Source organism: Paenibacillus beijingensis, assembly GCF_000961095.1.
In the GTDB taxonomy this organism is placed as follows: Bacteria; Bacillota; Bacilli; order Paenibacillales; family Paenibacillaceae; genus Paenibacillus_O; species Paenibacillus_O beijingensis.
This window is the reverse complement of record NZ_CP011058.1, coordinates 5347464-5362507: the sequence shown is the minus strand read 5'-3', so window position 1 is coordinate 5362507 and position 15044 is coordinate 5347464. Positions and strand designations below refer to the sequence as shown.

Genomic DNA, 15044 nt, shown 5'->3' with positions numbered 1-15044 from the left:
ATATAAGGATGTTAGATAAAATAAAAGACTTTGCCGCCGATTTCTTCGTAACCGGCGATCCGCTTATTTACGGTGCGGACGTTTCGATCGTGCTGGTTACGATTGCCATTGTGTTCGTCCTTACCTATTTCAAAAAGTGGGGATGGCTGTGGCGTGAATGGCTGACGACCGTCGACCATAAACGAATCGGCATTATGTATTTGATCGCATCGCTGCTCATGCTGTTCCGCGGCGGGGTCGACGCCCTGCTGATGCGGACGCAGCTGGCGCTTCCGGACATTCCGTTTCTGAAGGCCGAGCACTACAATGAAATTTTCACGACGCACGGCACCATTATGATTTTGTTTATGGCGATGCCGATGATGTTCGCTTTGTTCAACATGGTCGTGCCGCTGCAAATCGGGGCGCGCGACGTTGCGTATCCTTTTCTTAACGCACTGAGCTTCTGGCTGTTCTTTCTCGGCGCGATGCTGCTCAATCTGTCGTTTGTTATCGGCGGATCTCCGAATGCAGGATGGCTCAGTTATCCGCCTCTTTCCGAATTGTCGGGAAGTCCCGGCGTCGGACAAAACTTTTACATTTGGGGTATTCAAATTTCCGGTATCGGATCGCTTGCGACAGGCATCAACTTCCTCGTCACGATTTTAAAAATGCGTGCGCCGGGCATGAAGCTGATGAAAATGCCGCTGTTTACATGGTCCGTATTTTCGACTTGCGTAACAATCATTTTCGCATTCCCGATTCTGACGATTACGCTGGCGCTGCTGTTTATTGACCGTTATTTCGGCGCCCATTTCTTTACGATGGACGGCGGCGGCATGCCGATGATGTATATCAACCTGATCTGGATGTGGGGCCATCCCGAAGTTTACATCGTTATCCTGCCGGCATTCGGCATTTTCTCCGAAATTGTCGCCACGTTCTCGAAGAAAACGATTTTCGGCTACAAATCGATGGTGTTCGCCATGATGATTATTAGCATCCTGTCGTTCTTTACGTGGGTGCATCACTTCTTTACGATGGGCTCAAGCGCGGACGTCAACGCATTCTTTGCGATATCGACGATGGCGATCGCGATACCGACAGGCGTGAAAGTATTCAACTGGCTCTTCACGATGTTCAGAGGCCGGATTACAATTAAGCAGCCGATGCTGTGGACGCTCGGATTCATTCCGTGTTTCCTGATCGGCGGCGCAACCGGGGTTATGCTGGCCGTCGCGCCGGCCGACTTCCAGTACCATAACAGTTACTTCCTGATTGCCCACTTCCACCAAGTGCTGATCGGCGGCGTAGTCTTCGGATATTTGGCCGGCATGTACTACTGGTGGCCGAAGCTGTTCGGCTTCAAGCTGGACGAAAAAATCGGCACCTGGGCGTTCTGGCTGTGGAACATCGGCTTCTACGTCTGCTTCCTGCCGCAGTACTGGCTCGGCCTGGACGGCATGACGCGCCGTGTATACACGTACAGCTGGGATACGGGCTGGGCGTCGCTTAACTTTATTTCCACGATCGGCGCATTCCTGATGGGTGCCGGCTTCATTCTACAAGTGTGGCAAATCGTGTACAGCATCCGCAAAGGCGAGCGCGACACGACGGGCGATCCGTGGGACGGACGCACGCTGGAATGGTCGATTCCTTCGCCGCCTGCACATTATAACTTTGCTGTAACGCCGGACGGAAGCCATATGGATGCATGGTGGCATGTCAAGCAGCAGCTGAAAGCAGGCATCAAGCCTCCGAAACAGGAGCTGGAGCCGATTCATATGCCGAAAAACTCCGCCGTTCCGATCGTAATGTCGACGTTCTGGTTTATTGCGGGCTTCGGGTTTACATTCGGATGGAACTGGATGGGCATTTCCGGTTTGATCGGCGTCATCGTCTGCTTGTTCGTCCGTTCGTTCACTTATGACGTTGACTATTACATTCCGGTCGATGAGGTTAAAAAAACCGAAGCTAAAATGGGGAGGGCGATCTAATATGAACCACCATATCGTATCGCCTGAGGTGCACGAGCATCATACGCAAGAGCAGGAATCGATGAAAATGCTCGGTTTCTGGATTTTCCTCGTTACCGACGTCATCCTGTTCGGAACGCTGTTTGCAACGTACGTCGTTCTTGTCCATAATACAGCCGGGGGTCCGGACGGCAAGGAACTGTTTGAACTTCCGGGAATTGTGGCCGAAACGTTCATTCTGCTGACCAGCAGCTTTACAAGCGGCATCGCAGTTCTGCAGATGCAGGCGAAGAAAGTGAACGGCATGATTTTCTGGCTGATCATCACCGCCTTGCTCGGATTGTCTTTTATTTATCTTGAAATTTCCGAGTTCGTAAAGATGGTGCACGAAGGCGCAACGATATCTACCAGCGCATTCCTGTCGGCGTTTTTCACGCTGGTCGGCACGCACGGCGTTCACGTATCCGTCGGTATCGGCTGGGTGATCGCCTTGATGATCCAATTGAAAAAATACGGCATTACCACGGTTACGAAACGTAAAATTACGAATTTCAGCTTGTATTGGCACTTTTTGGACGTCGTGTGGATTTTCCTTTTCACCGTCGTCTATCTGATAGGGGTGATGTAAGATGAGTCAGACGCATAACAGTCACGGTAATGCGCACGGACACGGAGCGCATGGTCACGACGCTCACGATCACTCGCACGGCAACATCAAATCGTATACGATCGGGTTCATTCTGTCGATTATATTGACGATCATCCCGATGGTGATCGTGTTTAATGATTTGCTCAACCGGACGGCCACGATCGTTACGATCATGGCGGCGGCGGTTCTTCAATTGATCGTGCAATTGTTCTTCTTCATGCACGTCCGCGAAGGGGAGCGCCCGCGTTGGAATGTGATGGCTCTCATACTCGGCCTGTTTATCGTCGTCGTTATCGTGGCGGGTTCGGTATGGATCATGTCCTTCAATTCGCAGGTGCAATAAGAGCATCAAACGCGCTTCGGAATCCGAAGCCGACCTGCAGGCTGCCGGAAACCGGCAGCCTGTTTTGTTTTGGAGGCATGCTGAGGCAAACCGGCGGGACACGAGAGGTTGGTTTATTTTGCCGTCCGGGTGGAGATGGACGTAAAGATGTGGTAAGCTTTTTTGTAAAGGAATATAAGTACAAAGGAGAAGCAGGCGCGGGTAGAAGCGCAGCTTTCGCATCTTAACGGAAAGGTAGTTCCGGTATGAAACGAAAATTTTCGGATCGGGCCAACTGGCGGCGCATTCTGCGCAAAAGCTACACCTGCTTCACGATGGATGGCGACGAGTTTAGAGGGCTGGTAACGTTCTACCGGATTCATGAGCTGCGTGAACCGTTGTGGAAAGAATATAACGGACGCAAATTATGCCTGGCCGACAGAGGCTATCTGTGGATGCAGCACTTTCCGCGCGGCGAGCACTTTGTAGTCACGACGATGTTTGACGATAAGGGACGCGTCGTGCAGTGGTATATCGACATTTGCAAAACGCAAGGTTTAACCGATCAGCAGGTGCCTTGGTTCGACGATCTTTACTTGGATATTGTCGTGCTTCCATCGGGAGAAGTGTTTCTAATGGACGAAGATGAGCTGGAGGATGCCGTCAAGGACGGCGATGTTACACGCAAGGAAGCGGCAATGGCCCGCAAGACGGCAGGCAGATTGCTTTCTTCCATCCGCGGGGGACGATTCCGCTACTTTACGCTAAGTTTAAAACACCGCAAAAGCTTAGGGGAGAGGAGTGGAGAAGTCAGCGAGTCATGAAATCAACGACAGCGAAGAAAGAAGGCTCCGTCAAACCGGCGCCCGCGTCACGCAAGCGGGTGAAGCAGGCGGAGCCGAATAAAGAAGCGATTAAGGAATCGAATAAGAAGCCGAATAAGGAAACCAATAAAACGGTCCGCAGCCCATCACCGGCAAAGGCGTCTGCGCCAAGGAAGCGAAAGCGTTCCGCAAAGGGACAAGCCGGCACCCGCCTCCGCAGCCTGCTTAAGGCGGCTTTGTTTGCTGCGGCGGTCGCTACGCTGTGGCTTGGATGGCTTTTTATGCAAATAAACCAGTACAAGCCGCCCGCGCCGATACCTCAGGCCGACGCCGCGCTCGTGCTCGGCGCTGCTTTGTGGAACGATAAGCCGAGTCCCGGGCTGCAGGAGCGCCTGGATGGGGCATTGCGTCTTTATAAGCAAGGCAAGGTGAAGCGAATCATCGTTTCCGGCGGGCTCGACCATAACGGCTCTACACTGACGGAAGCCGAAGGAATGCGCCGCTATCTTCTGGCGAAAGATGTGCCCGGCAGCCGGATACTGCTCGAAAACGCCGCCAGAAGCACGTATGAGAACGTGCTGCTTGGTTCGGCGGTTGCAAGCAAACAAGGAATTGAGAGCGTCATCATTGTTACGCATGAATATCATGCCGCTCGGGCCAAAGACATCGCAGCATTTATTAACGACCGCGAGTATTACGTTTACGGAGTCAAATCAAAGGTTTTGTCGGCAGCCTACCATGAATCGCGGGAGACGGCCGCGTTTGCGAAATGGAAGCTCGATGAACTGTTGATGCTGATCGGATTGCGCGATACGGGCGGCGTGTAAATCTTTTAATATGCGTGCATACTCGGGAATACACTTGTAGTGCGGCGAAGGCAATCGGACGTTTACTTGCGATGTAAATCGTTATTGTTCTGCAGCCAGCAGCGATGGGTGAAGGATGGGTGATGCAACGTATGAGCGGACACAGTGTATCGGGATCACAGAGCGGCAGCAGACCGTCACGCCAAATCAACGTGGTGCTGCGCAGTCAGGAGAATTACAGCAGCGGCAGCGCCGCAGCTGCGCATATGGTCGACAACGAGCCGGCGGTCTTCACTAAGCCGCTGCCGACGGGCGACCATTACGCGGATATTCAGAAAGAATTGGACCCGATGGTCGGCATGGATAATGTCAAGGCGCTGATTTATGAAATATATGCCTTGCTGCTGATCGGCCAGATGCGCAGCGAAGCGGGACTTCTAGGCGGCTCTCATGTCTATCATATGATTTTTAAAGGAAATCCCGGCACCGGCAAAACGACGATCGCGCGCATCGTCGCCAAGCTGTTTCAGAAGATGGGATTGCTGTCGAAAGGACATCTTATCGAGGTGGAACGGGCCGACCTCGTCGGGGAATATATCGGACATACGGCGCAAAAGACGCGCGATTTGGTCAAAAAGGCGCTCGGAGGCGTTCTTTTTGTAGATGAGGCGTACAGCCTCGCCCGCGGCGGAGAGAAAGATTTCGGCAAAGAAGCGATCGATACGCTTGTCAAGGCGATGGAAGATCACCGCAATCAGTTCGTATTGATTCTGGCGGGATATCCGCTGGAAATCGAAGGCTTTCTGCTCACAAATCCGGGGCTGCCCTCCCGTTTTCCGATTCAGATCGACTTTCCCGACTATTCGGTTGACCAATTGATTCAAATTGCGGAGCTTATGGCCAAAGAACGGGATTACAATCTGATGCCCCAATCGATATTCAAGCTGAGGCAGCATTTGATGCAGGAAAAAACGGTTTCCGTTTTTTCGTTCAGCAATGCGAGATATGTGCGCAACCTGATCGAGAAGGCGATCCGTCACCAAGCGGTGCGGCTGCTTGGCCAATATCCGGGCGCTTCTCCCGGCAAACAGGAGCTTATGTCCGTTCGGCCTGAAGATTTGAAATGGGATTCCAAATAATCCGTGAACTTATGGGTAATGGATAACATGGGATCATAATTAAAGGAGTTGCCCGATGCGAAACACCACTTATGAAACGAAGACCGGAATGCGCGACAAAGCGATTCTCGTCAGTCTGATCACGCCCGATATTAAAAGAGGTCCGGCCGATCCCGAGCATTCGCTTGAGGAGCTCGTTAACCTGGCCGAAACGGCCGGGGTCGAAGTGCTGACGGCCGTCACGCAAAATAAGGAGTCCGCGGATCCGAAATGGCTCATCGGCAAAGGGAAAGTCGAAGAAATCCGCGCGGTTAAGGACGAACTTGAAGCGACCACCATTATTTTCGATCAGGAGCTGTCGGGGGCTCAGGTACGCAACCTGGAAGAGGCGCTGGATGCGAAAATTATCGACCGGACACAGCTCATTCTCGACATTTTTGCCGGGAGGGCCAAAACCCGCGAAGGGATTATCCAAGTCGAGCTTGCCCAGCTGAGCTACCTGCTGCCGAGACTTTCCGGACACGGCAAAAATTTGTCCCGTCTCGGAGGGGGCATCGGAACGCGCGGACCGGGGGAAAGCAAGCTGGAAACCGACCGCCGGCACATTAGAGGGCGCATATCCGAATTGAAGGCGCAATTGGCCGAGGTCGTGCGGCACCGGCAGCTGCACCGCGAACGGCGGCGCAAATCCGGCGTCATCCAAGCCGCTCTCGTAGGTTATACCAACGCAGGGAAATCGACGCTGCTGCGCGAGCTGACGAACTCGGATGTTTATGTCGAAAACCAGCTGTTTGCGACTTTGGATCCGACGTCGCGCACGCTGGAGCTGCCGAGCGGCAAAGAAATCGTATTGACCGATACGGTCGGCTTTATCCAAAATTTGCCTCACGACCTTGTCGCCGCTTTCCGCGCGACGCTCGAAGAAGTGAACGAAGCCGATCTGGTGCTGCATGTCGTGGACAGCTCTTCGCCGATGCGGCAGGAGCAGATGCGGGTCGTGGAGGAATTGCTGGAGCAGCTTGGCGCGTCCGGCAAACCGACGGTAACCGTCTTTAACAAAAAGGACCTGCGTCCGCAATTGCCGGACGTTTACCTTCCGACCGACAGCGAGTCAACGCTGCTTGTGAGCGCATTTGACAGCGGCGATATGAAGAGGCTGCTGGAGCTCATACAGGACAAATTGGCCGGAGATACGCGCACGTTCTCGCTGCCGGCGGAGCGAGGCGATCTGATTGCGCTTGCTTACCGCTGCGGCGAGGTGGTCTCGCAGGAAGTCGATGGGGACTCGCTGCGCCTAACAATCGAGCTGAATAAAGGCGATTATGAAGTAAACGGACACCGTTTGCAGCCGTTTGAAGTTTAAGCCCCAGGTTAACGGGCATAACGGTTTGTTTTTTTCGTTTTAGACAGGAAAGGGGCTACATAAAGCTTGAACAGTTGGGATCAAATTGAACTTTTCGCCGAGCAGGCGGAGGAAATGGCGGCTGACCGCTTTAAAGCGGCCGATCGCACCGCCGAACGGAATCATTGGAAAGTAATCCGGGCATTTCAAAAACATAAAGTAAGCGATTTTCATTTTAACGGTTCGACGGGATACGGTTATAACGACGTTGGACGGGAGGTACTCGACAACGTATATGCCGATGTGTTCGGCGCCGAGGCGGCGCTCGTAAGGCCGCACTTCGTATCGGGTACCCATACGATCGGCTGCGCGCTGTTCGGCCTGCTGAGACCGGGTGACGAGCTGCTGTACATTACAGGCCGCCCTTACGATACGCTCCATAATGTGATTGGCAAGCCCCAGGACGGAACCGGCTCGCTGCAGGATTGGGGCGTCGGCTACAAAGAAGCTCAGCTGATGCCGGATGGATCCGTCGACTGGACGAAGGTTGCTCAGCTCATCACGCCGAGTACGAAAGTGGTCGGCATCCAGCGCTCGCGGGGCTATGATTGGCGCCCTTCGTTTACGGTGGAGCAGATCGGTGAAATGGTCCGGCGGGTTAAAAAGTTGAAACCGGATGTATTCGTTTTCGTAGACAATTGTTACGGGGAATTTACCGAGCCGCTCGAGCCGACCGAAGTCGGAGTCGACCTAATGGCCGGATCGCTCATTAAAAATCCGGGAGGAGGCATTGCGCCGACGGGAGGTTATATCGTCGGGAAAGCCGCCCTCGTCGAAGCTGCGGCTTACAGGCTCACGGCGCCCGGCATCGGCAGCGAGGTCGGGGCGATGCTCGGTACGATGCGGTCCATGTTCCAGGGATTATTTTTGGCGCCTCATCTTGTCGGACAAGCGGTAAAGGGCAGCATTTTGGCGGCCGCCCTGTTTGAAAAGCTCGGCTTTGAGACGACTCCCCGCTGGGACGGTCCGCGTACCGACTTGATCCAGGCGATCCGCTTCGGTAATCCGGAAGCGCTCATCGCATTTGTGCAGGGCATTCAGCATGCGGCTGCGGTTGACTCCCATGTCGTGCCGGAACCGTGGGACATGCCCGGCTACGACGATCCGGTCATAATGGCAGCGGGTGCATTTATTCAGGGAGGAAGTTTGGAGCTGTCGGCGGATGCGCCAATCCGCGAGCCTTATATTGCGTACGTACAGGGCGGCCTGACCTATTCGCACGTCAAATACGGATTGCTCAGTTCGTTGTCTTTACTTTTAGAAAAGGATATAATTGTAATTAAACCTCACATTAAACCTCACATCACTTGACATGTTTTTGACAGGAGGTTACAATAGAGGCATTACTCAAGTTAGTGGAAGGTTGATGTGAATATGGCTGATGATATTCGCCGGAACATGGCCCTATTTCCGATCGGCATCGTGATGAAGCTGACGGACTTAAGCGCCCGGCAAATCCGTTACTATGAACAGCATGAATTAATTGTGCCTGCGCGCACATCGGGAAATCAGCGGCTGTTTTCGTTCAACGATGTGGAAAGGCTGCTGGAAATTAAATCCCTCATTGAGAAAGGCGTCAATATTGCCGGCATTAAGCAAGTGATGAATCCCGTTTCCAAAGAGTCGGAGGAAGCGACCGTCATGAACGAAATTTCTGAAGTAAAGCGCCGCGAATTGACCGACTCCCAGCTGCACCGCATGCTCAAGCAGCAGCTGCTGGAGAAGCGTCCGGGCAAGGCATCGATGATTCAAGGACAACTCACCCGGTTTTACAACAAGCGTTAATTCGGTTTCAAAGAATTTACCAGATTATCCCGTTAAGTCGAATAAGGAGATGATGTCGTGAGCTATATGAAAGAAGATATATTGCGCATTGCCAAAGAAGAAAATGTCCGGTTTATCCGGCTTCAATTTACCGATTTGCTCGGTACGGTAAAGAATGTGGAGATTCCTGTAAGCCAGCTTGAAAAAGCGCTCGACAATAAAATGATGTTTGACGGCTCTTCGATCGAAGGCTATGTGCGCATCGAGGAATCCGATATGTATCTGTATCCGGATCTCGATACATGGGTCGTCTTCCCGTGGGTGACCCAAGACAGAGTGGCCCGGCTTATTTGCGACGTCTACATGCCGGACGGAACGCCGTTTGCGGGAGATCCGCGCGGAATTTTGAAGCGGGTTTTGAAGGAAGCGGAAGAGATGGGGTTCTCGGCAATGAATGTCGGACCGGAACCGGAATTTTTCCTGTTCAAAACCGATGAGAAAGGCGACCCGACGACGGAGCTGAACGACCAAGGCGGATATTTCGACTTGGCGCCGACGGATCTGGGGGAAAACTGCCGCCGCGAGATCGTGCTTACGTTGGAAGAAATGGGCTTTGAAATTGAAGCCTCGCATCATGAGGTTGCGCCCGGGCAGCACGAAATCGACTTTAAATATGCGAATGCGATAAAAGCTGCAGACCAGATTCAAACGTTCAAGCTTGTCGTGAAGACAGTTGCCCGTCAGCACGGACTTCACGCAACGTTTATGCCGAAGCCGCTATTCGGTGTGAACGGTTCCGGCATGCACTGCCATCAGTCGCTGTTCATCGACGGAACAAACGCGTTTTATGATGAAAACGATAAGCTCGGTCTGAGCTCGACGGCGCGCTATTATATGGCCGGTGTTTTGCGCCATGCCCGTGCAATGGCCGCCATTACGAACCCGACCGTCAATTCCTTCAAAAGGCTTGTTCCCGGCTACGAGGCGCCTAACTATATCGCTTGGTCCGCAAGCAACCGCAGTCCGATGATCCGTATTCCGGCTTCGCGCGGTTTAAGCACGCGCGTGGAAGTGCGCAATCCAGATCCGGCGGCGAATCCGTATTTGGCGCTTGCCGTTATGCTGAAAGCGGGACTCGACGGCATTCAAAACAAATTGCCGCTGCCGGCTCCGATCGACCGCAACATCTATGTTATGACGGAAGAAGAGCGCATCGACGAAGGCATCCCAAGCTTGCCGGAAGACTTGAAGGAAGCGCTGGATGAGCTGCTCCGCAGTCAGGTCATTACGGAAGCGCTTGGCGACCATGCGCTTGCCCACTTCTACGAGCTGAAGGAAATTGAGTGGGATATGTACAAGACCCAAGTTCACCAATGGGAACGCGATCAGTATATGACGCAGTTCTAATTGAATAAACCTTAATGAATCCCTTGCGCCATTCGGCGCAGGGGATTTTTTTAAATCGGAGAACGCGCAAAGGTTCACGTTTATACGGTTAGATCGATACATGGTTAGATTGTTATCTGGTTAGATCGTCAAAAATTGTCTTTTCTTCAATAGATGTCCATAACAATCCTTTATTCCATTTTAATACAAATGATTCGTACCTTCGGTTTTCAGGGAAAGATTGTAAGTCTCCGAAAAATCTTTTAATGGCCAATATTTGCGATTCGTGTGCCTGCAGCGCTCGAACCTTCATCGGCCAATGTTTTTCTACATCGATTGTGATCGTGGGATGATGGCCATCCGCAGCTAATGTGTTCGACATGCAGTAGTACAGCTTCTGGACAGTAGGACATTTCCCGCTTAGAACCGCGGTTGTGGTCATTTTGGAGATCGTCATATGATCCGGGTGAAAGTTGCAGCCGTCTTCGGGGAAAGTGAAAATAACTTTGGGTTGATATTTGTTGATGAAATTGACGATAGCGCCAACAAATAAATTTTCGTCGACTTGAGTTAATTTGCCGTCGGGGAACCCCAAATGTTCAATGACAGATATCCCCAATATTTCCGCGGCATGTTCCATTTCTTTTTCGCGTACAGATGCCAGCTGATCATGGGATAAATGGCTGACGTAACCGTTCTTGTTCCCTGCATCCCCTTTTGTGGCGAGAAGAAGAACCGGATTGACATGTTCATCCGCCAGTTCTCTTATCAGACCTGCGCTCAGAAATGATTCGTCGTCCGGATGCGCATATATAAATGCAACTGAATGATCCATATTAAATCAGCTCCTCAAGAGAATTATATCTCTATCGGGCAAGCAATTAAAGTTGAGACAAGCCTTGTTTCCATTTTTCTTTATGTCAACACCTCTGTGTGCTGTACGGGGTTAGAATGATAAAGTTGCCGGCTCCTTCTTTTTATTATTCGGGAAATTTATTTGCGGATAAAGAAGAAGCCGCGCAATTGCCGAGGGGGTTAGGATGCTCTTATTTTTCGAAGCGGTCTGCGGTGTCTGTTAAAAAATTTGATCCATAAAATACCGTCGTCATCTCTGAAAATCCGAATGCCTATCAGCTTTAACGGTGTCCTCAATTCGTAGTAATAACTCAAGTTAAGTTCACCTCCACATATAGACTTACTCATTTTACGAGTAGGCGAACGTAAAAGTTTTAGGAGTCACTCAAAGAGAGCTGATATCGACCGCATAAGATTAATCGCTCTCTGCCGCTAATCCGCTGTAATGACACTTATTGCTTGCGTTCTTATCGCGCTGAGACGGTCATAAGTATAAGATACCGATAGCGCTGCCGGCGGAGGTGAACAAATTCGTGAAAAAAACGCGCATAAGCGGCAACTTAAACGTTACGGGGCCCGTTCTGGCGAAGACGGCGGCCGTCATGCTGCCCTTGTATAAAGAGCTCGCAAAGAGCCGTCTGTTCGCCTCGAAGTGGTGCCAGGCCGTCAGGGAGGCGGACCTCGGAACGATTCAAAAGCTGTTCCGCTCTAAAGTGCCTTCCGCGCGGATCGAGTCGCTGTCGACGAACGGAATCGGTTTCTTCGTCGATCTGAGCTTTCCGAAGCCACTTGAATACTATACGAACGCTACGACCATTCCGCCGGGAACGGTGCAGTTTACCTATTCCTCTTCTGTAATTCGCCGCCTTTCCGCATCCGTTCTGCCGTTCTATCGGGGGCTAAGCAGTTCCCCTCTGTATGCCAAATCGGTAGCAAATGCGGTGCGTCTCGGCGATAAGCGGAAGCTCAATCTATTAATCAGGCTTTATGTAAAGAGTACGTTTCTGATCGCTGTCGAAACCGGGCCATCGGGATTTTCGCTTGCGTTCAAATACCCGGCTGAACGATACGTATACATGAATGAATTTTTTCATGAATCGCTGTTTTAGAGCGGTATGCTCCGAAATGCGGCCCTTGGCAACGGCAATCCGCCAATAAAGCTGAACAACCCCCAATGACGATCGCGTGTCATTGGGGGTTGTTGGCTGATGCGGGTAAAAGACAAGAGCTGTGCGGTACGAAACCGTTAGTGAATGTCGCGGAACAAGCCGACTACTTTTCCTAAAATCGTTACGTTCTTTAAAATGATCGGCTCCATTGTCGGGTTTTGCGGCTGGAGACGGACATGGTCCTTTTCTTTGTAGAACGTCTTCACCGTAGCTTCGTCATCCTCGGTCATCGCAACGACGATATCCCCGTTATTGGCTGTCGCCTGCTGGCGCACAATAACGTAATCCCCGTTATGTATGCCGGCTTCGATCATGCTCTCGCCGATAACATTCAGCATGAATACGTCGTGATCTCCGACATAATGTGCCGGCAGCGGAAAGTATTCTTCGATGTTTTCCGTTGCGGTGATCGGTATGCCGGCCGTTACTTTGCCGACAACGGGGATTTTGGTTACCGCCAGTGGAAAATCAACGACTTCGGATTCCTGACCCAATATTTCGATCGCCCGCGGCTTGGTAGGGTCGCGGCGAATCATTCCTTTCTTCTCCAGTCTGTCCAAGTGACCGTGAACCGTGGAGCTGGAGGCGAGGCCGACCGCTTCGCCGATTTCACGTACCGAAGGGGGATAGCCCTTGTCGCGGACTTCATTCTTGATGAAATCAAGAATGGCTTGCTGACGGTTGGAAATTTTCGACACCTGAATCACTCCATTAATGTATTTGCACAAAATTATACCATAGAACCGGAGTTCGTACAAACATAAGTTCGAGAAACAGAGGTTCGCATTTAGCCGGGAACAAATGTTCTAAAAGTGATTGACGACAAACAAATGTTCGTGTTATGATCAGAACAACAAAGACAGAACAAATGTTTGGGAGTGGTGCTCATGTTCGTGATGTCCATCAACAGTAAGGGGATTCAGTCCCATAAACGTTATCATAACCCCGCCAAATCCAATGCACGTAAAATCCGCTTGCGTCTTCTCTCGTTTATCGCAGCCGCCCTGTTTTTCTTACTATTGTTGTCCGTTACGCTTGTCCGAATCGATGCCCAGGGGGTAAAGCCTGACCCGGCCTTGCCAGGTGAACAGATTGTTGTGGTGACAGCCGGAGATACGCTGTGGTCGATAGCCAAAGACAGCGGACTTGACGGCGGAATACAGGAAATTATATTCAAAATCAAGGAACGCAACGGCTTGAAGAACTCCGTTATCGAGCCCGGACAACAGATTATTGTGCCTCGAAACTGATGATTTTTTCTACAAGAATGATTTTTGGCATTTCATTGCCGCTGTGCAAAGCCGCCCGGGAAACGGACGGCTTCTTTTTGGCTTTCTTGACAAGGGTGCTGCTGTAATGTCAAAGTAAAGGAATGAGTCTTGAACAGGAGGATAACAGATTGGATATTGACACGCTTATTGCCCGTATTAACGAGCTCTCCCGCAAAAACAAAGCAGTAGGTCTCGATTCCGATGAGCTGAAAGAGCGGGATGATCTTCGCCGTCTTTATTTGGACAATTTCAAGCGTAATTTCCGCAACCAGCTTAATACAATTAAGTGGGCGGAAGACGAAGACGAATCAACCAAGCATTAACGTTACGGAGCAAAGTAAACACAGCGCTATTATCACATATTGAGGTGCGATTCGATTCGTAACCATTCAAGCGGGCTGATATTGCGAGCGAAATACGGTCTGAACCGGCCGTCGATCACCGCTCGCTTGGATGATACATATTCAGGCCGGGAGGTAGAGAGGAATGAAGTATCGGCTGCTTGGCCGCAGCGGGCTTGCGGTGTCGGAATTATGTTTGGGTACGATGACATTCGGAAACACGACGAGTGAAGCGGAATCAATCGAAATGATTCATACGTTTCAATCGCTTGGCGGTAATTTTCTCGATACCGCCAACGTTTATGTGAATGGCCGCTCGGAGGAAATCGTCGGCAAGGCGATCAATGGCCGCCGGTCGGAATATGTGCTTGCCACGAAAGTACGGATGCAGGTCGAAGACCATGTGAATGGAGCCGGACTTTCCCGCAAACATATTATGGAAAGCGTCGAGGCGAGTTTGAATCGATTGGCGACCGATTATATCGACCTCTATCAGGTGCATGTCTGGGATTATGCAACTCCGATCGAAGAAACGCTGCGCGCGCTCGACGATCTGGTTTCGTCCGGAAAAGTGCGCTATGTCGGGTGCTCCAACTTTTTGGCATGGCAGCTGATGAAAGCGCTCGGCCTTAGCGATTTCAAAGGGTTGTCCCGCTTTATTTCGATTCAGCCCCAATACAGTCTCGTCAGCAGGGAAATGGATCGGGAAGTAATGCCGCTTTGTCTGGAAGAAAACGTAGGCGTTATTCCGTGGGCTCCGCTCGGCGGCGGGTTTCTGACCGGCCGGTACGGCAGGGAGGAGCCGGAATCGGGACGCTTGGCCGGTAAAGTTGGCGAGAGCTCGTGGCCGCTGCGGGCGACAGAGAAAAATTTCAGCATTTTAGACGCTGTCCAAGGCGCGGCTGCCGAGCTGGAACGTACGCCCGCGCAAATTGCGCTCCGCTGGCTCATTCAGCGGCCGGGCATTACGTCACCGATATTCGGCGCAAGCACGATGGCCCAATTCGAAGACAATATCGGAGCGGCCGGCTGGGAAATGCCGCAGGAAGTATGGGACAAGCTTGACGCTGCAAGCGCCCTGCCGGTCGAATATCCGCAGCGGTTTCTGGAGAAGTTCAGACGCTCGATTTAGTTAACGCCGTTAACGGCTGCAATCAACCACATTTATTAGGGAGGAAACCC

Annotated in this window: 16 protein-coding genes; 14 read left to right on the top strand and 2 right to left on the bottom strand. The window is 51.7% G+C overall.

What is annotated here, in order from left to right; translation table 11 throughout:
• The first annotated feature begins 8 nt into the window (after positions 1-8).
• The 10 genes from VN24_RS24210 (at position 9) to glnA (ending at position 10247) form a co-directional block, all read left to right on the top strand.
• Positions 9-1976, top strand: a complete 1968-nt coding sequence (locus tag VN24_RS24210) for a cbb3-type cytochrome c oxidase subunit I (RefSeq protein ID WP_045672510.1) — start codon at positions 9-11, stop codon at positions 1974-1976.
• Between the two features lies 1 nt (position 1977).
• Positions 1978-2583 carry a cytochrome o ubiquinol oxidase subunit III gene (cyoC, locus tag VN24_RS24205; protein ID WP_045672509.1) on the top strand — a complete coding sequence of 202 codons (606 nt, stop codon included), beginning with the start codon at positions 1978-1980 and terminating at the stop codon, positions 2581-2583.
• Between the two features lies 1 nt (position 2584).
• A complete protein-coding gene (gene cyoD, locus VN24_RS24200) occupies positions 2585-2947 on the top strand; it encodes a cytochrome o ubiquinol oxidase subunit IV (protein ID WP_045672508.1) in 363 nt (120 codons plus the stop codon).
• Between the two features lie 245 nt (positions 2948-3192).
• Entirely contained in the window at positions 3193-3750 is a 558-nt protein-coding gene (locus tag VN24_RS24195) for a ribonuclease FAU-1 family protein (RefSeq protein WP_045672507.1), read from the top strand.
• On the top strand, positions 3747-4577 hold the full coding sequence (locus tag VN24_RS24190; RefSeq protein ID WP_052703132.1) for a YdcF family protein: 831 nt from the start codon (positions 3747-3749) through the stop codon (positions 4575-4577). Before VN24_RS24195 ends, VN24_RS24190 begins: the two co-directional genes overlap by 4 nt.
• A gap of 131 nt (positions 4578-4708) precedes the next feature.
• Complete coding sequence (locus VN24_RS24185; protein ID WP_045672506.1) at positions 4709-5695, top strand: AAA family ATPase; 987 nt, start codon at positions 4709-4711, stop codon at positions 5693-5695.
• 55 nt (positions 5696-5750) lie between these two features.
• Complete coding sequence (gene hflX / locus VN24_RS24180) at positions 5751-7037, top strand: GTPase HflX (protein ID WP_045672505.1); 1287 nt, start codon at positions 5751-5753, stop codon at positions 7035-7037.
• A 66-nt stretch (positions 7038-7103) separates the two neighbouring features.
• Positions 7104-8387 (top strand): methionine gamma-lyase family protein, encoded by a 1284-nt coding sequence (locus VN24_RS24175; protein WP_274520399.1) that lies wholly within the window; start codon positions 7104-7106, stop codon positions 8385-8387.
• Between the two features lie 63 nt (positions 8388-8450).
• A complete protein-coding gene (locus VN24_RS24170) occupies positions 8451-8861 on the top strand; it encodes a MerR family transcriptional regulator (RefSeq protein ID WP_045672504.1) in 411 nt (136 codons plus the stop codon).
• A gap of 57 nt (positions 8862-8918) precedes the next feature.
• The gene (gene glnA / locus VN24_RS24165; RefSeq protein WP_045672503.1) at positions 8919-10247 is read left to right on the top strand and encodes a type I glutamate--ammonia ligase; all 1329 of its coding nucleotides are present in this window, start codon (positions 8919-8921) and stop codon (positions 10245-10247) included.
• A 112-nt stretch (positions 10248-10359) separates the two neighbouring features.
• Here glnA and VN24_RS24160 read toward each other — a convergent pair whose 3' ends face one another.
• Positions 10360-11061 (bottom strand): PIG-L deacetylase family protein, encoded by a 702-nt coding sequence (locus tag VN24_RS24160; protein ID WP_045672502.1) that lies wholly within the window; start codon positions 11059-11061, stop codon positions 10360-10362.
• Between the two features lie 553 nt (positions 11062-11614).
• Here VN24_RS24160 and VN24_RS24155 point away from each other — a divergent pair.
• Positions 11615-12190: a hypothetical protein gene (locus VN24_RS24155; protein WP_052703131.1), complete on the top strand. Its 576-nt coding sequence runs from the start codon at positions 11615-11617 to the stop codon at positions 12188-12190.
• Positions 12191-12327: 137 nt separating this feature from the next.
• Here VN24_RS24155 and lexA read toward each other — a convergent pair whose 3' ends face one another.
• Positions 12328-12948: a transcriptional repressor LexA gene (lexA, locus tag VN24_RS24150; protein WP_045672500.1), complete on the bottom strand. Its 621-nt coding sequence runs from the start codon at positions 12946-12948 to the stop codon at positions 12328-12330.
• 189 nt (positions 12949-13137) lie between these two features.
• On the opposite strand from lexA, the gene VN24_RS24145 reads away from it, so the two are divergent.
• The 3 genes from VN24_RS24145 to VN24_RS24135 all read left to right on the top strand — a co-directional run bounded on the left by VN24_RS24145 (position 13138) and on the right by VN24_RS24135 (position 14994).
• A complete protein-coding gene (locus VN24_RS24145; RefSeq protein ID WP_045672499.1) occupies positions 13138-13500 on the top strand; it encodes a LysM peptidoglycan-binding domain-containing protein in 363 nt (120 codons plus the stop codon).
• Positions 13501-13649: 149 nt separating this feature from the next.
• The gene (locus tag VN24_RS24140; protein ID WP_045672498.1) at positions 13650-13844 is read left to right on the top strand and encodes a DUF896 domain-containing protein; all 195 of its coding nucleotides are present in this window, start codon (positions 13650-13652) and stop codon (positions 13842-13844) included.
• A 163-nt stretch (positions 13845-14007) separates the two neighbouring features.
• The gene (locus tag VN24_RS24135; protein WP_045672497.1) at positions 14008-14994 is read left to right on the top strand and encodes an aldo/keto reductase; all 987 of its coding nucleotides are present in this window, start codon (positions 14008-14010) and stop codon (positions 14992-14994) included.
• Positions 14995-15044 lie beyond the last annotated feature (50 nt).

Bases quoted from the DNA above. Each gene is read 5' to 3' on its own strand.
- cyoC (WP_045672509.1), top strand. From the start codon at position 1,978: ATGAACCACCATATCGTATCGCCTGAGGTGCACGAGCATCATACGCAA.
- VN24_RS24210 (WP_045672510.1), top strand. From the start codon at position 9: ATGTTAGATAAAATAAAAGACTTTGCCGCCGATTTCTTCGTAACCGGC.
- VN24_RS24145 (WP_045672499.1), top strand. From the start codon at position 13,138: ATGTTCGTGATGTCCATCAACAGTAAGGGGATTCAGTCCCATAAACGT.
- VN24_RS24195 (WP_045672507.1), top strand. From the start codon at position 3,193: ATGAAACGAAAATTTTCGGATCGGGCCAACTGGCGGCGCATTCTGCGC.
- VN24_RS24190 (WP_052703132.1), top strand. From the start codon at position 3,747: ATGAAATCAACGACAGCGAAGAAAGAAGGCTCCGTCAAACCGGCGCCC.
- VN24_RS24185 (WP_045672506.1), top strand. From the start codon at position 4,709: ATGAGCGGACACAGTGTATCGGGATCACAGAGCGGCAGCAGACCGTCA.
- cyoD (WP_045672508.1), top strand. From the start codon at position 2,585: ATGAGTCAGACGCATAACAGTCACGGTAATGCGCACGGACACGGAGCG.
- VN24_RS24160 (WP_045672502.1), bottom strand. From the start codon at position 11,061: ATGGATCATTCAGTTGCATTTATATATGCGCATCCGGACGACGAATCA.
- hflX (WP_045672505.1), top strand. From the start codon at position 5,751: ATGCGAAACACCACTTATGAAACGAAGACCGGAATGCGCGACAAAGCG.
- VN24_RS24170 (WP_045672504.1), top strand. From the start codon at position 8,451: ATGGCTGATGATATTCGCCGGAACATGGCCCTATTTCCGATCGGCATC.
- VN24_RS24135 (WP_045672497.1), top strand. From the start codon at position 14,008: ATGAAGTATCGGCTGCTTGGCCGCAGCGGGCTTGCGGTGTCGGAATTA.